Source organism: Paraglaciecola sp. IT1134, from assembly GCF_058068185.1.
The window spans coordinates 4,114,305-4,135,814 of record NZ_CM176486.1; the positions used below are offsets into that span (position 1 = coordinate 4,114,305).

The 21,510-nt window shown below is 41.3% G+C and carries 21 protein-coding genes and 1 pseudogene; 17 read left to right on the top strand and 5 right to left on the bottom strand.

Going from position 1 to position 21,510, the window contains the following annotated elements:
- Positions 1–47 precede the first annotated feature (47 nt).
- From AC3RV5_RS18035 to AC3RV5_RS18070, 8 genes and pseudogenes are all read left to right on the top strand, one after another.
- Positions 48–692: a hypothetical protein gene (locus AC3RV5_RS18035; RefSeq protein ID WP_489728966.1), complete on the top strand. Its 645-nt coding sequence runs from the start codon at positions 48–50 to the stop codon at positions 690–692.
- Positions 693–794: 102 nt separating this feature from the next.
- Entirely contained in the window at positions 795–1,460 is a 666-nt protein-coding gene (locus AC3RV5_RS18040) for a hypothetical protein (protein WP_489728967.1), read from the top strand.
- A gap of 585 nt (positions 1,461–2,045) precedes the next feature.
- Positions 2,046–2,435, top strand: coding sequence for a reverse transcriptase N-terminal domain-containing protein (locus tag AC3RV5_RS18045; protein WP_489728968.1), 390 nt, complete (start codon positions 2,046–2,048; stop codon positions 2,433–2,435).
- A 212-nt stretch (positions 2,436–2,647) separates the two neighbouring features.
- Positions 2,648–2,977, top strand: a pseudogene (locus AC3RV5_RS18050) (ISAs1 family transposase); the annotation flags it as partial.
- A 198-nt stretch (positions 2,978–3,175) separates the two neighbouring features.
- Positions 3,176–3,817, top strand: coding sequence for a hypothetical protein (locus AC3RV5_RS18055; protein WP_489728969.1), 642 nt, complete (start codon positions 3,176–3,178; stop codon positions 3,815–3,817).
- A 120-nt stretch (positions 3,818–3,937) separates the two neighbouring features.
- A complete protein-coding gene (yidD, locus tag AC3RV5_RS18060; protein ID WP_489728970.1) occupies positions 3,938–4,312 on the top strand; it encodes a membrane protein insertion efficiency factor YidD in 375 nt (124 codons plus the stop codon).
- On the top strand, positions 4,297–4,485 hold the full coding sequence (locus tag AC3RV5_RS18065; RefSeq protein WP_489728971.1) for a hypothetical protein: 189 nt from the start codon (positions 4,297–4,299) through the stop codon (positions 4,483–4,485). The genes yidD and AC3RV5_RS18065 overlap by 16 nt, the downstream gene beginning before the upstream one ends.
- Positions 4,486–5,386: 901 nt before the next feature.
- Positions 5,387–6,256 carry an MYG1 family protein gene (locus AC3RV5_RS18070; protein ID WP_489728972.1) on the top strand — a complete coding sequence of 290 codons (870 nt, stop codon included), beginning with the start codon at positions 5,387–5,389 and terminating at the stop codon, positions 6,254–6,256.
- A gap of 385 nt (positions 6,257–6,641) precedes the next feature.
- Here the strand turns inward: AC3RV5_RS18070 and AC3RV5_RS18075 are convergent, their stop codons facing one another.
- Together AC3RV5_RS18075 and AC3RV5_RS18080 are read right to left on the bottom strand one after the other, a co-directional pair.
- Positions 6,642–7,592 (bottom strand): class II glutamine amidotransferase, encoded by a 951-nt coding sequence (locus tag AC3RV5_RS18075; RefSeq protein WP_489728973.1) that lies wholly within the window; start codon positions 7,590–7,592, stop codon positions 6,642–6,644.
- Positions 7,593–7,896: 304 nt separating this feature from the next.
- Entirely contained in the window at positions 7,897–8,109 is a 213-nt protein-coding gene (locus tag AC3RV5_RS18080) for a hypothetical protein (RefSeq protein WP_489728974.1), read from the bottom strand.
- A gap of 22 nt (positions 8,110–8,131) precedes the next feature.
- Between AC3RV5_RS18080 and AC3RV5_RS18085 the strand changes: the two genes are divergently transcribed.
- Both AC3RV5_RS18085 and AC3RV5_RS18090 read left to right on the top strand, forming a co-directional pair.
- Complete coding sequence (locus tag AC3RV5_RS18085; protein WP_489728975.1) at positions 8,132–8,812, top strand: gamma-glutamylcyclotransferase family protein; 681 nt, start codon at positions 8,132–8,134, stop codon at positions 8,810–8,812.
- Between the two features lie 934 nt (positions 8,813–9,746).
- Positions 9,747–10,490: a serine hydrolase domain-containing protein gene (locus AC3RV5_RS18090; RefSeq protein ID WP_489728976.1), complete on the top strand. Its 744-nt coding sequence runs from the start codon at positions 9,747–9,749 to the stop codon at positions 10,488–10,490.
- Between the two features lie 3 nt (positions 10,491–10,493).
- Here the strand turns inward: AC3RV5_RS18090 and AC3RV5_RS18095 are convergent, their stop codons facing one another.
- Complete coding sequence (locus AC3RV5_RS18095; RefSeq protein ID WP_489728402.1) at positions 10,494–11,606, bottom strand: ISAs1 family transposase; 1,113 nt, start codon at positions 11,604–11,606, stop codon at positions 10,494–10,496.
- 80 nt (positions 11,607–11,686) lie between these two features.
- Here AC3RV5_RS18095 and AC3RV5_RS18100 point away from each other — a divergent pair, with 80 nt between their 5' ends.
- From AC3RV5_RS18100 to AC3RV5_RS18125, 6 genes are all read left to right on the top strand, one after another.
- Complete coding sequence (locus tag AC3RV5_RS18100; protein WP_489728977.1) at positions 11,687–12,196, top strand: serine hydrolase domain-containing protein; 510 nt, start codon at positions 11,687–11,689, stop codon at positions 12,194–12,196.
- An 8-nt stretch (positions 12,197–12,204) separates the two neighbouring features.
- Positions 12,205–12,879, top strand: a complete 675-nt coding sequence (locus AC3RV5_RS18105) for a response regulator transcription factor (RefSeq protein WP_489728978.1) — start codon at positions 12,205–12,207, stop codon at positions 12,877–12,879.
- Positions 12,869–14,095 carry a sensor histidine kinase gene (locus tag AC3RV5_RS18110; protein ID WP_489728979.1) on the top strand — a complete coding sequence of 409 codons (1,227 nt, stop codon included), beginning with the start codon at positions 12,869–12,871 and terminating at the stop codon, positions 14,093–14,095. The genes AC3RV5_RS18105 and AC3RV5_RS18110 overlap by 11 nt, the downstream gene beginning before the upstream one ends.
- Positions 14,096–14,883: 788 nt before the next feature.
- Positions 14,884–15,216, top strand: a complete 333-nt coding sequence (locus AC3RV5_RS18115) for a type II toxin-antitoxin system RelE/ParE family toxin (protein WP_489728980.1) — start codon at positions 14,884–14,886, stop codon at positions 15,214–15,216.
- Positions 15,203–15,517 (top strand): helix-turn-helix domain-containing protein, encoded by a 315-nt coding sequence (locus AC3RV5_RS18120; protein ID WP_489728981.1) that lies wholly within the window; start codon positions 15,203–15,205, stop codon positions 15,515–15,517. Before AC3RV5_RS18115 ends, AC3RV5_RS18120 begins: the two co-directional genes overlap by 14 nt.
- A 735-nt stretch (positions 15,518–16,252) precedes the next feature.
- Positions 16,253–17,122 (top strand): EamA family transporter, encoded by an 870-nt coding sequence (locus AC3RV5_RS18125; protein WP_489728982.1) that lies wholly within the window; start codon positions 16,253–16,255, stop codon positions 17,120–17,122.
- 279 nt (positions 17,123–17,401) lie between these two features.
- Here the strand turns inward: AC3RV5_RS18125 and AC3RV5_RS18130 are convergent, their stop codons facing one another.
- The gene (locus AC3RV5_RS18130) at positions 17,402–18,115 is read right to left on the bottom strand and encodes an NYN domain-containing protein (protein ID WP_489728983.1); all 714 of its coding nucleotides are present in this window, start codon (positions 18,113–18,115) and stop codon (positions 17,402–17,404) included.
- Between the two features lie 304 nt (positions 18,116–18,419).
- The gene (gene mtgA, locus AC3RV5_RS18135; RefSeq protein WP_489728984.1) at positions 18,420–19,100 is read right to left on the bottom strand and encodes a monofunctional biosynthetic peptidoglycan transglycosylase; all 681 of its coding nucleotides are present in this window, start codon (positions 19,098–19,100) and stop codon (positions 18,420–18,422) included.
- Positions 19,101–20,232: 1,132 nt separating this feature from the next.
- Between mtgA and AC3RV5_RS18140 the strand changes: the two genes are divergently transcribed.
- Positions 20,233–21,381 (top strand): Fic family protein, encoded by a 1,149-nt coding sequence (locus AC3RV5_RS18140; RefSeq protein WP_489728985.1) that lies wholly within the window; start codon positions 20,233–20,235, stop codon positions 21,379–21,381.
- The last annotated feature ends 129 nt before the right edge of the window (positions 21,382–21,510 follow it).

The window sequence follows — 21,510 nt, forward strand, 5'->3', positions numbered from 1 at the left end:
AGTGCCGACTAATACACTGTTATAACTTTCTCTAAGTATGGATGTCTATGGCTCGAACAAAAGAACAACAAATAGTTGCTGATCAAATGTTTGATAAATTGCGAGATGATTTGTTATCGCGAGATTTATCAAATACAGAGAACTATGACAAAGCAATTCTTACTCTATCATCTAGTAGTTTGGCTTTATCTCTAACAGTTCTAAAATTTATTGTTCCATTTAACACTGCGATATATACATTCTTATTAAAGTCAGCTTGGATTTTGTTAGCTGTCAGTGTTATTTGCTCTTTATGTGCTTATTTAATTAGTAACAAAGCAATAGCAATACAATTAAATAATGCCAGAGATTATTATAAAAACAGCATCGAAGATGCTTTTTCTAAACAAAATATATTTACCTCTATTAATTCATACCTTAACTTATTAACTGGCTTAACGTTTTCAGTGGCAATTTGCTTTTTAATAGCATTTATTACATTCAATATTAATACCGGAGCAACAACTATGACGGACAAAAAAATCACAAACGTATATCGTTCTAAAAGTGCAAATATTCCAAGCATGGAAAGCATCAACACAACATTAGATAATGTTGGAAACAGTGCAAATATACCCACCATGGAGCAAGCTCCAAGTACAACGCCAATTTCGGATGGTGGCGATTCAGGTTCGTCGGATAGTAAGGAGTAAAAAGTTATAACAAAAACATCATGGTGGGAATTTTACTCGCTGAAAAGCGCTCCTAAAATCCCCATATGTTAAGCGTTAGCTGCAACCAAGGATGAGTGTACTTTGCTAGTATTACCCGACTATATTTCAGAAGAACTCGATATAATTAAAGCTTTTAACGAAAATCAAGAAAGTCTCCTTTCTGATTTTATCGATAACATCGATGATCATATAAAAGTTCATGAAGTTAAAAAGCCTTTTCTAACCCCCTATGAGAAAATAGAGTTTGGATCTGATAGGGTAGAACATTTAGCTGGTCTAAGTAATGATGATTACGATATACGTGGCATCTTTACGGATATCATGCCTATATATCAAAGGCAAGCGATGCTTCTAACTTTATGGGGGGCATTTGAGAGTGAGTTAGAACTCTTATATCGTCATAAATATAAAGTAGAAAAATCCCCCTCAAAGCCTAAAATTAAAAGTTATTTACAACATATTTTAGACTCTTTTGGTAAAAAAAATCCGAATTATATTCACTCATGTGAATACAATTCGGCTGTAAAAACACTTAACAATGAAGTACGTTCTATTCGTAATGCATGGGTTCATAACGGAGGTACCGATGCCAAGAACGAATTGTCGGGTGATATTTACGGTATAGAAATAAAATCATCGAAAATAGTTATTAGTAAAGGATATATAATTAGTGTTATTAAATTGATGAAAATTGTTTCAGCGAGTCTTAATTTATCGTTCAATAATGCAGCTAATAAACAAGGATAGGTGCGACACGAAGTTGCATAATGAAGTTGTTCCGCCAGGCTTGGACGGAACCACCCATGTCACTGGGTGAATCTACGGGCCTGAATAAAGCAGCGGCCCGGACAATGTAACGAAGCACCGCAAGGTGCGGGGTGCAGAACGTGAGAGATGCGCCCTTCTGGCAGCCACAAGCCGGATGAGGACTAGATAGCCGGTATGGTGAAGATATCTGAACGTGTTGTAAAGATCGTTAGTTTAAACAAGCGGAAGTGGCTACTACGCTTGAACCAAAATGGTACAGGAAGTGGGAGTGGCGTTACTATCCTGCGCACTCGTGACCCACAGACTTCCCGGTCGACAGCAGGCACCTAACCCGGCGTACTTCATTATGTGGAACGTGGAAACCCCGTATCGCTCCCCAACGGGGACAGCAGACTGCAAAGCCTGCCTATAGCGATGCGGGTTTGGGAGGTCGGAAGAAGCAAAGGCCAGGCTGTAATGGTCTGGATACGGGGTACAACCTAACCCGGCACGAAAGTGAGCCCACGTCCGACTGGTCTTACCTTGCAAGAAAATTTGTAGGATCGTGATGAGGAGGAAAAGCAAATGACGACAACGGCTAAGCCGTTGCTTGGTGCATCCTCCAAGGCTGCTCAGTGGGATGCTGTTGATTGGCAGCCTCTGGAGCGGCAGGTGCAACGACTGCAAATGCGTATTGCGAAGGCGACACGGGGACAGCGCTGGGGCAAGGTGAAAGCCTTGCAATGGCTACTGACCCACTCGTTCGCGGGCAAACTACTGGCCGTGCAACGAGTGACACAGAACAACGGGCGCAACACGCCCGGTGTAGATGGCGTTACTTGGAACCCCCCACCCGAAAATGGCAGGCCGCGCAATCAATGCAACGGCGAGGCTATCAACCTCTACCGCTGCGGCGCATTTATAAGAATTACAAAGCCATCCATGATAATAAATATTTTGATTAAACCTAATTAAAACAATTGATTATCAAAACATCGAGTGCTTTCCATGTCGGGTAGAGGTTGATAAAAAGGGCTGGCAATCCTTATAACTGGTCTAATGTTTTGTTCTTTTCCTCTGTAACCTCAGCCATTAACCGAGCATTAACAGGACATCCATGATTACGGCTTTCAGAACAACTAAATTATTCGAGTAGCTATCGTGGATGTCCTGCTAATTCCTGAGTCAAAGGTAAAGCGCCACAACTGGGTTATCGCTATTACATTAGCTCCGCTGAGCTTAGTGAAAAAGCGTTAGCTGAAGCCGTACGTGCCCATTGGTCTATCGAAAATAGTTTGCACTGGGTATTAGATGCCACCCTGGGAGAAGATCAATGCCAAATTCATCATCAAAACGGTGCTGAGAATTGGGCAATGTTAAGGCAACTCTCTTTAAATATGCTCAGGGCAGAGCCTTCAAAAGGCAGCATCAGTGCAAAACGCAAACGAGCATGGATGAAACCAACCTTCTTAGAGGCTGTTTTAAAAGCGGGATTTAGCGAGATGTGTAAAAATTAGACACTCATGCGGTTGCCCTGTTAAAATTGCTGAGCATTGCATGTAACAAGGCAATTAAAAACCGCCCGCAAAAGGCGCGGGCTGGACTCGCTAACGCTCGCCTTTTATAGTGGTGTTTACATGAGATTTATACGTCTTTTATTTAATCTAAAAATAGTAGCGAATGATTATATTATATAAAATAAAAGGAGAAAGACCATGAACATACTAAAGATATTCTTAGCAACGCTTTTTTTACTCTATTCTAACCTTTCATTTTCTCAAATAGTAACCGAGGCTTGGGTAAGACAAGCTGGCATTTCTTGTGGTGGTGGTTTATCTGTAGAGGTACAGGGAGAGCTTGATATTGCTGTATTAAGACGCTTGCGTATCGGATCGGTAAATGGTGAAGGCTCTTTTGACTTGTCCCAAACAGAGGAATTACTTACTCAATTTAAAGAAGAAGAAAAGCGGGATATTTATATAGACTATGTTAATTGCCTTATAACTTTAATGAGCTTAGCTACAGAAACAAGCAATTTACCACCTCGAGATGTCACTTTAAAAAGCTCAGTTGCCATTGCAGGGCTAGATACAATACAAAGGGGGCAACGGTTTGTAATGTCTACGGGAGAAACTATTGCTATAAAAGACCATAGTATAATCTTTACTGTAAACAGTTTTTACACTAATTCAGATAAAAGGAAAATCAGAATCACTTGGTCAAATTCGGTCACAAATAAAGGAGGAAATACAGCAGCAGGACAGGCCGAGTTAATTGATTTAGGCGACGAATGCTCTCTCATTCCTTATCAGGTTGATATAGAAAATGAGCGTGTTTCATTTTTATCAAATTGTTAATAACTTGGCTAAGGTAAGGTTCTCATAACAAATCAATTATGTCGCAGCATACTGCTGGGACATAAAATTGCTTCGCATTTTTATGTCCCATATTGAGACGTTATGCAAAAAAGGAATTAAATGAACAAGTTTGAGATTGGTAACGGAGATTTTAAGTTAAATGTTGACGAGAGTTTACGCCCGTCATTGGAGAGACAATTAACAGGTACAACAAAGACAGATACAGAAATTCATTCGTTACCAATCCCTAACAAACCAATTATCATTAGGCTCTCTGTGCTCACATTACGCATCTATCGAAAATATAGGCCATCTTTTATAGGTAACAGGTGCGTGTTTGAGCCTAGCTGTTCACATTATAGTGAGGTAGCAATTCGAGAGAATGGGCTATTAATTGGTTTAAAGCTTACTATTAAACGACTTCACCGTTGCCGACCTGGCGCCGGTGGACTCGATCTTTCATGTAATAAGGAGAAGTCATGCAATATAAAATAGAATCAATAGGCGCGGAATTTTCAAATAAAGCTATTGCAAGCTTAGAGCAACGTTTTGGCTCTCACGCATCAGATGGCTATAAATTCCATTCAGTGTTTCAAATTCAACAGCCGGGCTGCTTAGGTTTTGGTAAACCCAGAATTACATACCTAGCCGTTTACGTTAAAGAATAAATGCATAATAAATAAGGATAGGTGCGACATGAAGTTGTTCCGCCAGGCTTGGACGGAACCACCCATGTCACTGGGTGAATCTACGGGCCTGAATAAAGCAGCGGCCCGGACAATGTAACGAAGCACCGCAAGGTGCGGGGTGCAAAACGTGAGAGATGCGCCCTTCTCAATTACAAAGCCATCCACGATAATAAATATTTTGATTAAATATAATTAAAACTGTAAACACCACTATAAAAGTGCAGTTATTTGCCGAATATTGAAATAATCAGATCTATTCTCAGATCAACATTTCATGAGAAATAGCTCAATTGAAACTGTTTATTTAAGTGACAGAATTACAAAGCCATCCACGATAATAAATATTTTGATTAAACATAATTAAAACAATTAATTATCAAAATTTGGCGTGATCTTTATGTCGGGTAGAGGTTGATAAAAAGGGCTGGCATTCCTTATAACTGGTCTAATGTTTTGTTCTTTTCCTCTGTAACCTCAGCCATTAACCGAGCATTAACAGGGCATCCATGATTACGGCTTTCAGAACAACTAAATTATTCGAGTAGCTATCGTGGATGTCCTGCTAATTCGGTGTCAAAACCAAACGCTAGAATCTGCAGGTTCAGAGCGTTTGATTCAACTAGCTCGAATTAATCAAGGCACCCATGCTATTTGGAACTTAGGTCAGTGACGACGAACTCCTGTCAATCCAATCAATAAAGTCACTTAATCCAGAATAATGTCATTACGAGTAATATTCATTGGTAAACAAACTTAATCTTATTTTATTGGCTGTTTTCGTATAGGATCCACGTCGTGATTTTTTACTTGTTAAGTATTTTCTATCTTTAACATATATCTGACGACACCTTCCCATTCCTTTCTAAAATGACCAAAAATAATGAATGACAAAATTATAGTTACGCACAACGGTAATTTTCATGCCGATGATGTGTTCAGTGTTGCTGCCCTTAAGAGCATTTTTTCTTCTTTTACACTTATTCGCACCCGTGATTTAGAGATTATCGCCAAAGCGGATATTGTGATTGATGTAGGGGGTGTATATGACCCAGCAACAGACCGCTTTGATCATCATCAACGCGGTGGTGCGGGTGAGCGTGAGAATGGTATTCCCTACTCCTCATTTGGTTTGATTTGGCAGAAATATGGCTTAGTTATATGCAATAATAATCAAGACGTAGCCAATGCTCTTGATGCGGGCCTAGTATCAACCATTGATGCCATCGATTGTGGTCATGTCAAAGGTGTTGCTGAAGGCATTAGCCTTAGCCAAACTATTTCAATGTTCAACCCAACTTGGCAAGAAGATAACCACTTTGATACCTGCTTTGATGAAGCGGTTGATTTTGCATCCCGCGTTTTAACACGCTTCATTGCAGCTGCTAATGGTGGCATTAGTGCAAAAACAATTGTGGCCAATGCCATTGATAATGCACAAGATCCAAGGGTGATTGTATTAGAAAAATATACACCCTGGAAAAAAACGGTGCACGCCTTATCTGACAAGGCTTTATATATGATTTACCCATCGCAGTCTGGACAGTGGAGAATTCAAACTGTACCTGTTGAACCTGGTTCATTCGAAGACAGAAGACCCCTGCCTAAAGAATGGGCGGGCTTATCTGATATAGCGCTGCAAAATGAGACGGGTATTGACGACGCGATGTTTTGTCATAATGGCTTATTCATTGCGGGTGCAGAATCATTTGCAAGCACGATGAAAATGGCAGCACTGGCACTTCAAGATTAGTGTCACCAATGGGGCAGAAACGCTGATGTGGTGAGTTAGCGTTTTATACTCGAATTATGCTTCATTTTATGGCTGTGTGGCGATGGCTAGATCACCTCGATTAAATTTACCTGAAATTTCTTAGCACGTGGTTCAGCGGGGGAATAATAGGCAAGTAAAGGTGGTGCACTTCGACCTTGGATCTGGGTAATATTAGGACTTCATTCGGATCGTTGAATAATTAACATATATGTCTATGTAACTTTGTTTTATTCAGAGGAAAGCCAGTATTTGACCCAAACTTTTTGGGCAGAGCGTTTGCTGCAGTCGTACTGGCAACGACCAAAAGAGTGACCGTGTAACGCCGGTACTCTACAGGCACTAAACGCTCGCACGTTTGGTTTATTTACAAGTTCAATTTACGCACTTTTTTTGTCACTTTGGTTCCTTTTATCTCAACCATTACGATTTCACCGAATTCGATATTTAGCCAGTTTTCGGCGTTTTCTGTTAGCGGTTCGGAGGCGAATATAGCGGAGGTTGCCTTGTCATCAGAGCAGACATCAATGTCGTAGGAATTTTCATATTGATCAAAATTTCGACCAGTGACTAGGTACATAGGTTCTAAGACCATGGAGAGGTCATAGTCTTTTGTGTTGGGTCCGGATTTTCGTAACTCTTTCCAGTCTCCGGTCACGTCGACTTCTCCTTTGTGTCCTGTACCGTAGTTGATCCCGATGATTCGGTTGGGTGCAACCAAGGCAATCTTTAACTTGTTGAGCGCTAAGAGGTCAAGTTCTTTCATCGCCTGTACGATGAGTTTCAGCATCTCCTCGAAACCATGTTGAACATCTTCGTCACTATCACTCTTGAGCAACGAAAGGAGCAACACGTAAAGAAACTCTGTATCGGTGGTGCCCCGCATTTGCTTTAAGTACTTATTTTTACAGTGTGATAGCAGGACTTTTTGCAATATTCTCCAGTTGGACAAATTACCGTTCTGAGCAATAATCCAAGGAGTCTCTCTAAAGGAAAAAGGGTGACAATTTTCGTCCGCTAGAACTGTTTTCGAGTTGTACGCTGCGGCTCTGACGTGAGCTAGTATGGTACTCGCCTGCAGACTCGGAATAATTCCTGTGCCGTTGTCATCATAAAACGCTGCCATTGGTCTGCGATAGAGCAAGGGTTCTTCTGGTTTCAGAAGATGTTCGCTCCAGGCTCCAAATCCCCATCCTGCGAGTTGAAGTAACGGATGGAGCTCCGGGTCCAAAGATTGGTTTATCAGGCTATTATCTGGCGCTAGCAGTAAGCTTTCGAGGGGTATTTCTGGTCCGATATAGGCAAGAACGCGACACATAGTTTATCCTTATTTGTCTTTTAAAGTAGAGTACATTATTCATTTAGGTAACTCTGTCGTTAATTACTTGTCACAGCAGCATGGCCCCCGCATTCGCCAATTGCTAGGATCAAGTAGCACCTATAGTTTTTATCGATGGCGCCCCTCCGGCAGACGATGTTCACCTGGGGTGGTATCCGTACATTAGTGCATACCCTTGAGTTATAAGCAAATTCGATATATTGAAATACTGGTTTCCTAGCTTCGTGCTTTCAAAAAGAAGTGCAGGCTTCAAAAATACTTCAGCGAAGCATCGAGCGGTACATTACCCGCCCCCCGTTTTGTATTGACTCATGCGTGGCCACACGTCACATAGCGTATTCATCAAGACGTTGATGTTCAGCGTTATAATAACAGTATCATTTTCAGCATCGAGCAGATCAGCCGAATCACCTTGTCGCTGCGCCACTAATAGAGCTTGTTCTGTGCGGATGAGGCATGATCGGCCACGGGACTGTTGTGCTGTTTCAGTCATCATGGTGTCGGGATTTTCCTGGCCCATGCCCGAAGCAACGCCGATGATAGTTGCTAGCTTGCCAGGCATTTTTCCACTAGTATCGCGTGATTACTCGTTTAATATGGGTCAGCATGCCTTAATGGGCAGACCCGACAAATGGTGGGCTAACATTATTGCAATCGGAGAACACACAGCAATGTTGGAACTGCACTACGCCGCTTACGGTAGCAATCTTCACCCGCATCGCCTGTGCGCACGTGTACCTACAGCACGACTCATTGGTATCGGCTACATTGATGGGCATGGTCTGCGGTTCAACAAACGCGGCAAAGACGGTTCAGCCAAATGCAGCCTCGTAGCAGCAACTGAACGGACTCACGTTGCCGTTTACAGCATCGGTATCGACGATGCGCCGGTACTTGACCTAATCGAAGGGCTTGGGAGAGGCTACGATAGAACTATGATCGAAGTGAGCTGTTTTGGCCCCTGCTGGACTTACATCGCGACGCCCGATGCCGTGGATGACACGCTGGTACCGTTCAACTGGTACAAGCAACTCGTGATGCTGGGTTGTGAATACCACGATTTTCCGACGGCTTATATCGACGCTATTCGAGATATAGCAGACGAAAGCGATCCGGTGATTGACAGACGTAACGTGCACCTCGATTTGGTTGAGCGTCTCGAACAGGTTATGGGGAGCAGTAATGCCACAGACCGCTGACGCTGCAGTCCATAAGCGCGCCAGGTCGATAGTAAGATTTACAACTGTTACCATGACATATATGGACGCTCCACTTTCGTCAAGGCGATATTAAACAGAATCACCTTTAACATGGCTTTTTTCATTCCTTCCCACTTAGCCTAATTCTTTTGACACGAACGAGTAAGGGTTGTGCTGACATATTTGCGCCAATCGCATTGCGGCGTATTCTGAAAATGGCTTTATCGGTGTGTTTTCTGGCCCTGATGAGATCCGCACTTACCGGTCTCAAACACCCACTCGGCTTTAAAAACCTTGTCCAGTACAGACCATTAACCATTAACCATTAACCATTAACAGGACATCCATGATTACGGCTTTCAGAACAACTAAATTATTCGAGTAGCTATCGTGGATGTCCTGCTAATTGATGCTGCTAATTCGATACGTGATCAATCCGGGAAGATTTATATCAAAAAGTTAGGATCCCGCCCTGCCTTATGATGAGTCAAAATATTTAAAAGTACTAAAAGATAGAGATTCTCCTCTTTTAGCAGCATAAAGACTTGTTGAATGACTCAGGGCGTGATGCGGTCACAATGAAATCTGAACTGACAGGCCCCTTTGAGCGATCTATAGTCATAGGATTAATCAAACTCGACTGACGGCAGTTCGAACAAAGGAGCCGTTCAGGTAATCGTTATATTTTTAGATTTGTTGATGTTTTCGGGTGGTAACCTAATGGCAGGAAATCCGACAAAGGAGACTTTAGTGTAACCCTGTTGCCCAGCTTTCTGGCCTATTATCTCATTGGTTCAAACTACCATTTTTTTCATTAACCCTCAGAACAGCATAACAGTTTAGAGTAACTCTAAGTAAAAAACTAAACCCATTTCACATTGAATTGACTTAACACCTTTTAAGCTCATGGCGATTCAATAAAAGGATAAATATTATGTTTCTGAAAAAAATGTGTAACGTGGCTATTTGTATTTTTTTAATTTCACCCACAACTTTTGCATCAACTCAATTTGACGAAAATTTTGAAAAGCTTATACAACAACATAACTTACCCGGTGCCGTAGTGATAATAAAGAAAGGCGGTGAGATCATTAAATACAACGCCTACGGAAAAGTTAATGTAGAGCAAAACAAAGTAATGAAAAAAGATGCAATTTTCCGCATTTTTTCAATGAGTAAGCCGATAACTGCGGTTGCCTTGTTGCAGCTCGTTGATGAGGGTCATCTGTCTTTGGAGGATGATATACGTAAGTATTTACCCTCATTTGTACCCTTTGAAATTGACGGTAAAGTACAACAAATCACGGTTCATCAATTATTGTCTCATACTGCCGGTTTTGGCTACGGTGGCGGCCTAAAGTCTTGGGTTGATATTCGGTATTTATTAGCTAACCCATTAAGCCGTAATAATTCACTAAATGATCTCATTGATGATATTTCTGGAATAGATTTGAAATTCTCACCAGGCAGTAAATTTGAATACAGCATTGCAAGTGATATTCAGGGAGCTTTGATTGAGTCAGTGTCGGGAAAGAAACTGGATAAATATTTCAAAGAAAATTTATTTGCACCGCTCAACATGTTAGATACTGGTTTTTTTGTGCCTAAAAACAAACAACACAGATTAGTAGATATGTATGAATACGATGCCACCCACGGCAAGAGCGTGAATGCCTAATTATCACTCAACTAACTCGGATCCCGCTAAAAATATAGCCTCAAGGTAATCAGTATCCATTGCAGCCATGCGTTGTTTACGTCTTACACTGGCTTTTCTGCTCGTATCAACTTTTATCAGATTAATCCCGATATGCCTTAGGCGGGCGATATTCTCTGCTCCATCACCACGGTATATTTGACAGTTATCTTCTCGCATCGCTGTGTCCAGCACCCAGTGCAACTTACTTTCGATACCCCAGTGGCCTCGTGCCGCTTTACCAAATTGTTCTGCTGTCAGCAGGGTAGAGCTAATGTAATAGCGGTACTCTAATGACTCTTTTTGACCATTATGCTGGTAGTTTATCGCCATACCAATGCTCGTTAAGCCTGCCCAATCAGGGAATGCCTTGGCGATATCGCCTCCATCTAGCAAGTGATATTCACGGGCTTCAACCCGACCATGTCCTTTCTCCATATGCAGGGTAGATGCTTTATTCGCACAGGCGAAGGCCTGTTTGATGCTATCGTACAACCGCTGCTGATTGCCTTTGACCGCAATCAGGTAATCCGCCCCTTTATCTATGATGGTCTTGGTTATTTTATGTTGGCATCCCATGGCGTCAATGGTGATAAGGCAACCTTTGATATCCAGCAAATTGAGTAAATCCGGAATGGCTGTGATTTCATTCGACTTGGCGTCGGTTTTAGTCTGCCCGATAACCACGCCATTAGCAGTGGCAAAGGCACTGACCATGTGAATGGCAGATTGTCGGTCATGACGATTATATGAGCTGCGTAAACACTTGCCATCCACCGCGACCACTTCCCCTTCGCTCAGCTTCACCACCTCTTTCATCCAGCGAATAAAGGTCGATTGCAATGCACTGGGGTCTATCCTTGAAATAAGACGGGCTATCGTATCGTGAACAGGCAACCCATCTTTAAATAATCCCAAACCCTGTAGCCAGGTTAATCTGGCTTTACCGAAATCTTCAATATCCTCCCAGCCCTCGCAACCAGTGATGATGGCGCAAATAGATAAGAACAATACATCGTAAAGGGGATAGCTTATTTTCGCGGTTTGGCGAGGGTCTTTTACATCAGCGAAGTGTCGGGCAAATACATCGATTGTCATGGTTGGTCTCCCAAAAGGGAGTATAAGATCACAGCGACAGCAGCCCGTCAAATAATGTTGTTTTTGTTCAAAAAACGTTCATGATCTTGCCGTGCGATGCCACCACTTTCGAGGAGGCTTATCTTTTTAATAGTGAAAATATACTTTTTTCTGAAACGGGAGCAGAAAGTGAATATCTTGAAAAACCAGAACTAAAGTCAGGTGGTGGAGGCTTGGTATCAACCGCAGCCGACTACAGCAATTTTGTTAGTATGTTGCAAAATAAAGGGAAATTTAATGGTCAAACGATACTCAGTGAGTCTTTAGTAAATAAAATGCTCAGCTCGCATATTACAGGTTTAGACCCACATTTTTTGCCCAGGGTGTATGAGGGTGCCGGTTTTGGTTATGGTATAGGCATTAAAGAAACTACGGGTGACGTTAGACATCAAGGTTCGTTTTTTTGGGCTGGAATGGGTGGAACGATATTTTGGGCAGATCCCGCAGCAGATTTACAAGTTGTTGTAATGATGCAAGTTGAAGATGGCTGGATAGCTCTAGAAAAGTGGCTTATCCCAGAAGTGTATAACATGATTAATAATTTAAAATAGGTTCAGTCATGGCAAACATTTTAATCGTTGAAGATGATGTAGATATAGCACACGGCATAGCAGAATTTTTAGACGCTAAGGGTCATATTTTAGATTTTGCATATAACGGAAAGCAGGCTTTAATTCTTTTAGCTCAGCAAGAATATGAACTTGTTTTACTCGATATTAACTTGCCTTTTGTTAACGGTTTCGATGTTTGCCTGTCCTTATTGGAAAATCAACTGGCCAAATTCCCGGTCATTTTTATGTCTGCCAGAGGTGAAACACGTGACATTCTTAATGGCTTTGAATCAGGTGCGTGGGACTACTTAGTCAAGCCCTTTTCATTTGCTGAATTGTCTGCAAGAATCGATGTTAACTTGGCTAAACCCCTCGCTGTAATCAAGAACATTTTAACCTTTAGTGATGTTGAATTAGACGAAAACAGTATGAATTTTCATTTTCGAGATACTGATGTACAACTACATAAAGTGGGTTTTGATATAATGAAAGTCTTGATATCTGCCGCACCTGACGTAGTGATGACTAAAACCTTTCATCAAAAATTGTGGGGTGAAAACACACCTGACAGTGATCCGTTAAGAGCTCATATATATAAATTAAGAAAACAATTTGAAAAAGAGTTTAATCAAGCCTTTATCACTACCATAAAAGGTGTGGGGTATCGATTTGATGTTAAATAAAGCCCCAACCTTGTCATTTAGGCTAACAAAAATAATCGTATTTATGACGCTTGGCTTGTGTATTTTATTCTCTATGGTTACTTTTTTTATTGCTTATTCGTTAGAAGATGCGATGTTTAATCAGCAATTAATACAAGCCAATGCACAATTTCAACAATCACAATATCTACCTTTAACTATAGAAAAAAAACATAATTTGTCTGAGTTTGGTTTAACCCTTCCGCCTAGTAGTCAGTATATAGAGTTCGAACCGAATGAAATTTTTGGTGAGTTTAGTTTTCAAGATAAACATTATCACTACTTGAAGTTAAGCGACGGCTTATTACTGATGGATGTAACCGAGCAAGTAGTCGTTAAAAGAGGAATGAAAGATATTTTTTTAATGTTACTACTGATCATTATTCCTTGTTTATTGTTCTCTGCAGTAGTGGCAAAACAGACGTCAAATTATGCATTAAAGCCATTCCATCAATTAACTCGGCATTTTCAATATAAAGCGTTGCATCAAGACGATGATCACTCTACACCGATGAATATTGAAGAAACCGATATAAAAGCAATAGCCGAACAGTTAGAGCAAGCCTTGCAAGCGCAAAAAAGTGTATTGGATGACCAAATTATTTTTAACCAAGGCATGAGCCACGAAATCAGAACCCCGTTGCAAGTAATAAGTAGCTCGATGGAATTGATAGAAGTTAACTATCCTGACTTATATCAGCAGTCATCTGTACAAAGGTTAAACAAAGCACTGCGAAGAATAAAACGAACTAGCAACGCACTGCTTTGGTTGACATCAAATGAGCAATACAACGAGATTTGTTGCGTACAAACTATTTTAAAAAATGTCTTAAAAGAGTCCATAAGCCTAACGAACGCTCACCACATTAATATTAGTGTGAATAAAGTTAACCACTCTGCAATGTTGGCATTGCCCGAAGACGTAATAGAACTAATATTTTTTAACCTGATCAATAACGCTATTCATCATGGCCAACCGCAATACGACATGATTGAACTTGTTATTCACATATCTGAAAATGGCGTTACATTTACAAATAAATACAATGGCGACATTGATAAATTACAACCGCACTTTAGCCTAGGACTGAAGTTAATAGGCAAACTTAGCAAACGTTTTAATATTGGTTTTTCTACTAGTATTGAAAATTCTATCTATTCAGCTAGTTTATACCACATCAAAAATAACATTAACTAAAACAGATACTTAAATTCTAGCATACGAAAAAAAGCATTTAAGCAGTACTGAGATTACAAACTGACCGTCGTAGTCTACTTGAAAATTTAGCCTGGCCACTTTTCATCAATTCTCGCTCAGTAACATGAAGCAGGTGAATGACTGTAAATGTCAGGCAGCGACTAAAAAACCAATTACTAAGCCATCCACGATAATAAAATTTTTGATTAAACGTATTTAAAACAACTAATTATCAAAAAATTGGGTTACTTTCATGTCGGGTAGAGGTGAGCGTCCGGTAAACACCCCTTAGAGTTTCGGCATGCTCCATGGCAGCAGGTGACCGATGGTGTCCCCCGGTTGCACGGTGGTAATTTCACTAAGCAGATCAGAATTACAGAGCCATCCACGATAATAAATTCTTTATTAAACATAATCAAAACAATAGGTTGCAAATATTTTCTTCGATTGAAATGTCGGGTACTGGTTAATAAACAATGGCAGGTATTCTTCATAACTAGCCTTTTTTTGATCTTTTCGTCCGTGTTCTCTGTGACCTCAGGAATTACAGAGCCATCCACGATAATAAATTCTTTATTAAACATAATCAAAACAATAGGTTGCAAATATTTTCTTCGATTGAAATGTCGGGTACTGGTTAATAAACAATGGCAGGTATTCTTCATAACTAGCCTTTTTTTGATCTTTTCGTCCGTGTTCTCTGTGACCTCAGTGGTTCAATATCATTTCATTGGTAAGTAAGCGAAAGATAATTTGTTGTCTATACGTATATTGCGTATACTTTGCCGATGAAATCAGTATTTATCGAATCAAGTATTTTTGAAAAGCTTCGTGGTGAGTATTTGTCAGATGAGGATTTTCAACTCTTGCAATGCGAATTGTTAGCAGAGCCTAACAAAGGCGATGTAATACAAGATACTGGCGGTTTACGAAAGATTCGAGTAGCGGCAAAAGGTAAAGGGAAACGTGGTGGTGCTCGAGTGATTTATTACCACTTTGACCAATCCCATCGTTTCTATTTGCTTACGGTATATGCCAAAAATGAAATGTCAGATTTAAGCCGCGCTCAAAAGAAACAATTAAAAGACTTTTTGGAGGTGTGGAAACATGAGCAAACGTGATTTATTTGCAGAACTAACAGCCTCTCTCCGTGAGGCAAAAGAGCATAGCGAGGGTAAGTTAACCTTAAAAACGCACGAAATGGTAATGGCTGATGAATTGGTGATTTCACCCAATGAAATCTTATCCATTCGTGAAAAATTTAATATGTCTCGTGGGGTATTTGCTAATTACCTACACACTTCAGTGCGAACATTAGAAAACTGGGAGCAAGGGCGTAGTACTCCCAATGGACAAGCTGTTACCTTGTTGAAATTAGTACAATCCCATCCTGAAACCTTGTCGCATATCGCAGCGTTATAATTCTCGGTAATCTATAAACCTGCGGTGCAGATTCGTTGAAATTACTTTTTTTAAAAGTTAATACAAGTAAAGAGTCATCCACGTTTAAAAAACTTTTGATTAAACGTAATTTCAACAAATAATTATAAAAATACGAATTGGTTTTGATGTCGGATTGTGGCTTATAAAAAAGGGCTGGTATTCTTCATAACTGGCTTATTTTTTTGATCTTTTCCTCCGTGTTCTCTGTGCCCTCCGTGGTTCAATATCTTTGTCTTTTAACGGCAAATAACTCAGTTTTCTAGTATTTGAGCCGAATAGGGCGTGCTATTCGGCTCAAATATTCAAGAATTACAATGCCATCCACGATAATAAAAAAGAAATTACAGAAAGAATTACAGAGCCATCCATAATAATAAAATTTTTGATTAAACGTAATGATAACAATTAATTATCAAATTTTGTGGGAATATTTATGTCGGGTAGAGGTTAATACTACAACCTGCGGGGTCCGCCATTAGCAACAGTTTAAATTAACAGGACATCCTAGAAAACGCCTTTCAGAACAACTAAATTATTAGTTCAGTTATCTGTGGATTCCCTGGTAAGTCTGACAAATGACATTTTATTCTACCTATACTCCGTTCCCTCAATGTTACGACCTCCGCGCCTGACAGTAATAATTTCTGCCGGGTTTGACTTGCCTCAGGTAGAATGCCGCCACTTAGGTTATTCATTTTTTTGGACGTATTCTAGATGCAAATCAATCGTGTACTGCTAACTGCCGTCGGCAGTGTTTTGCTAGCTATGGTGACAATTCAATCCGGCGCGTCTTTAGCAAAACAACTTTTTCCTTTGGTTGGGCCGGAAGGCACCACTGCACTGCGTTTAGGTTTTGCCGCAGCCGTACTTTGGTTAGTGTTTCGCCCATGGCGAGCATTACCTCAGGGGCGAGATTGGCAGAGCATTATTATTTACGGCCTGTGTTTGGGCGGGATGAACATCCTGTTTTACCTAGCTATTGAGCGCATTCCTTTAGGGATAGCCGTGGCCCTTGAGTTTACCGGCCCTTTAGCCGTGGCTTTATTTGCTTCTAAGCGAAAAAGCGATCTCTTCTGGGTGGCTTGTGCCATAGCGGGGATTTTTCTGCTGCTGCCTGATTTATCGAGCGCACAAGGGCTTGATCTTACTGGTGCATTAATGGCATTAGGGGCTGGTGCGTGCTGGGCAGGTTATATCTTGTTTGGGACTCGCACTGGCAAACAAGCATCAGGTGGCATTACAGTGGCACTAGGCATGACAGTGGCAGCCATAGTGCTTGTGCCAATTGGCGCAGTGAGCCAAGGCTTAGCGTTAATTACCTGGGAAGTTTTACCCCTTGGGTTATTGGTGGGGGTGTTATCCAGTGCCTTGCCTTACTCCTTGGAAATGGTAGCCCTTAGAAATATGCCTACACAGGCCTTTAGCGTGCTAATGAGTTTAGAGCCAGCGATTGCCGCATTAGCTGGTCTTGTTATTTTAAGTGAGCAACTGACCTTGTTGCAGTGGGCTGCCATCGGCTTGGTAATTATCGCTTCAATAGGGAGCAGTTTTACGCCTAAAAAAGCCATCGAAATGGGGGTGTAACCCCTGTTTCTAATCACAGGTTCTCACTTTCATGAAATTTTACATAGACCCAATATGAAACCACCTGTTTTTTGAAACCTAAGCTCAATATAGAAGTGCACCTTAGTTTGACTGCTTCACTGACTCATTTGAAATATGATTTACGCTTGATCTCGCGGGGTCAAAGTAGATGAAATTTCAGGCGCTCTGCCCCGCAGATGGACGTGTTTGTGACGATTGTAATGAAAGAGTCATGATTCAATTAAATGACGATCAATTTGAAGAGTGTTATGAGTCTCTTTAATTAACTTTCATCCTGCGCTTATCTCTGATCCATGTGCCCGAGCCATTGCTTTGCTTTATCTCAAATAAATCTATCGCCGAAAAAAGGTCGCTAAGCTTATTAAATCCATAATTTCTTTGATCAAATGACGCGTGGTTTGAAATATGCTTACCAATGGTTCCTAAATTCGCCCAACCGCTGTCATCCTCAGATGCTTCAATTGCTTGACGCAACATGTTCATTAATTTTGTGTCACTTTTTATGCTTGGCTGCTTCTTTTCAGCTGGCTTTTCATCTGTTTCTATATCGTCAAGAAACAAGAATTTAGAGCAGCTGTTCACAAATGCTGTCGGGGCTTTTCGCTCACCGAAACCTATTACAAATTTTCCGTCAGCTAGAGCCCGTGTGACGAGCGGTGTGAAATCACAATCAGAAGATACCAGACAGAAGGTATCAACGTTCCTTGTATACAAGATATCCATAGCATCAATGACCAAAGCGATGTCAGTAGCATTCTTGCCTTTCGTTAAGTCGAATTGTTGGATCGGTTGGATCGCAAATTCATGAAGAACATCCTCCCATCGCTTGATACTTGGGCTTTTCCAATTTCCATAGGCTTTACGAATATTCACAACACCATAACGAGCAAGCTCAGAAAGTATAATATCTATCTTCGCGGCAGGGGCATTATCAGCATCAATAAATAAGGCTATTTTTTCCTTTTCCTTCAAATCACGGCACCATCTAATTATTGTAAATCGGTTGAATAATGGCATCTTCACCAAGTTAAGAGTAAATATCAATTCTCTGTAATAAGTGACAGTATATTTTTGAATACCCTGATGATTAACGCCCTATCACTCAACTGCAATTACAGCCAATTCCAGAGCCAACCACGACAATAAAATTTTTGATTAAACGTATATAAAACAATTAATTATCAAAATTTTGGGGGTTTATGTCGGTTAGAGGTTAATACTACAACCTGCTGTGTCAAAGTAGATGAAATTTCAGGCGCTCTGCCCCGCAGATGCTTTAATTATCAAGGATAGGTTTTAGATAGCCGGTACCCAGTTGTTGCATTTGCTGTTCAACCCAGACCACTCTCTGGCGAAGATAAGGGGTTAAATTGCGAGGATCTCGTGTACGAGGGCTTGGCAGTAGCACTGCCAGCCGCGCGGCTTCGTCAGTGGTTAGATGGCTAGCTGATTTATGAAAATAATGCTGCCCAGCTGCTTCGACGCCGTAAATCCCTTTACCGAATTCAGCGACGTTTAAATACACCTCTAAGATACGTTTTTTCCCCCAAATTACTTCAAGGCTGATCGCCAAACCTGCCTCGAGACCTTTGCGCACAAAATTTCGTCCCGGCCATAGTAAGAGGTTTTTCGCAGTTTGTTGCGTGATGGTGCTGGCACCACGAAGCCCGTCGCCATCCTCAGATTGGTTAAGGGCTTTACTGATTGCGGTAAAATCGACACCGAAGTGCTCTGGAAAGCGTTGATCTTCCGAGGCAACCACAGCCATCGGCATGTGCGCCGGCAGCTTATCGATGCTTATCCAGTGCTGAGTGACGGGATAAGCGCTTTGCAGCATAAATGATGTAGTAGATGGCGGCACAAATCGTAGCAACAGTAAGAATAGAGTCAGTAATAGCAAAAAACGCCAAGTAACAAACCATATCCAACCGAAAACACCTCGCTTACGCTTTGCCATTCACATCTCTTTTTAGGTTAAACGAGCTTTTGAGGCTTTGCAGCCTAAGACACGCAAGAGTATAGGGTATTGCGCATCAAAACCAAACGCTAATAAAATCTGCGGGCCCAGCGCGTTTGATTTAACTAACTTAACTTAAGTTTTTAAAAAGCATCGACTTTCTTTCACCACCTTGAGGTAAATGCCCAGGTAACAGGACATCCATGATAGCGCCTTTCAGACAACTAAATTATTAGTTCAGTTATCGTGGATTCCCTGGTAAGTCCTGTCAAACAGCAGGAAAAAAGCGTTTTGGCTCCGCATGAGCCGAATACCCTATTTAATAGGCTCATAAATATACCGTTATTTGAGGCTATTATCTTACTTAATCGGCTCGAGTCGATGAGGTCGGTGACGTTGATTTTAAAATTCTTAACAAGTTAACCGGACATCCATGATAGCGCCTTTCAGAACAACTAAATTAATAGTTCAGTTATCCTGGATTCCCTGGTAAGTCCCGTCAAACAGCAGGAAAAAAGCGTTTTGGCTCCGCATGAGCCGAATATCCCATTCAATAGGCTCATAAATATACTGATTTTTGAGGCTATTATCTTACTTAATCAGCTCAATGCATGAAATACAATTGGCTAAATTATAAAGCCATCCATGTTAAAAATAATCCCCCTCCAGACCAGGTAGCATCATCATGCAGTCACAATACCCTTGAATTAAACGGCGGTAACTCAGTTACCGTGGATGCCCTGCTATGTCAGGGAATAACGTTTTTGCACCCATGAGCCGGATGGCCCCTATAATCGGCTCATAAAACTACCATTAATTGAGGTTATTATTTCATTTAATCGGCTCAACACATGAAATACAATTGGGAGCACGAACTGACCTAAATTTACATTACACCCGGAAGCGGGTCAAAAATCGATAGAGCAGTATAAAATAGGTAAGTTAACAGGACATGCATGATGACGCCTATCAGAACAACGACATTAGAAGTTCAGTTATCGTGAATGCCCTGCTAAGCCCTGTCAAACAACAGAGAAAAGCGCTTTGGCTACTCATGAGCCGAATCTCCCATATAACCGGCTTATAAACTGCTATTATTTGAGGTTATTATCCCACTTAATCGGCTCAAGGCATGAAATACAATTGGCAGCACCCAGACTGGCCTGAACTTACATACCAGCCGCAAACAGCTCAACAAGCGATAGAGCAGTACAAAATAAATGCGGCAAAGCTGTCTGGGTGTGTCAGTGCGCTAAAAGAAACAGATCAGTATTTGGCATATATTGAGTTGATGGTTTCAGAAGCCTACAGCACCTCAGCAATCGAGGGGGAGTGGCTTAATCATGCAAGTATACGTTCTTCACTTAAAAACTTCTTAGGCTTAACGGTGCCGCCCGTTCGTGTGAATGACCCGAAAGCCGAGGGAGTAGCGGCTTTGATGGTAGATGTAAGGAGGAGTATCCTCAATCCACTCACAAAAGAGTTATTGTGCAAATGGCATACTATGGTTCCGCCCTCTGGGGGGATCATCCAGCAGCCATTAATGGGTAAATACAGAAACTCACCCAAACCAATGTTGATTACATCAGGCCCTATTGGCTATGAAATTGAACACTTTACCGCGCCCCCTGGCGCGCAAGTAGAGCAAGAAATGGAGCGATTTCTAAGTTGGTATAATGATTCAGCCCCAGAGGTTGACCAACCCGATAAAATACCCAGCCCAATCAGGGCAGGTATCGCCCACCTATGGTTTGAAAGCATCCATCCGTTTAACGATGGGAATGGCCGAGTTGGACGAGCTATTGCCGAGCATGCCCTTGGCCAATCAATGCATCCGCCCCCGCTGTTGAGTTTATCGTCTGCAATTCATCTTGATTGCGATGCTTATTATCAACATTTGCAGAACGCCAGCCAGGCAGATATGAATATCACCCAATGGGTGGATTACTTTACTGGCTTAGTGGCCAGCGCCCAAGTTCAAGCCTCGGAAAAAGTCTCATTTGTCATAGGTAAAGTCCTGTTTTGGCAATTGCATGACACTACCCCTTTGAACAAACGCCAGGAAAAGCTTATAAATAAAATGTTTGAAGCTGGAGTGGATGGCTTTGAGGAAGGAATTAACAGCAGGAAGTTCCAAAGCCTGACCGGCTGCTCTAAGGCAACTGCAACCAGGGATTTGACGGACTTACAGCAAAAACGCATTTTGGCCAATCTCCCAGGCGCTGGTCGAAATACACGGTATGAATTGGTGGTACCTAAAACCTCGTTGGTCCAAATTTAACCCCCAATCGATGGGGTCAGCAATCGATGGGGTCAGTGACGTTGATTTTGTAATTCTCAAGAAAAAAGTAAACAAAACAACCACGATAACAGCATTCAGAACTACTAAATTATTATTTCATTTATCGTG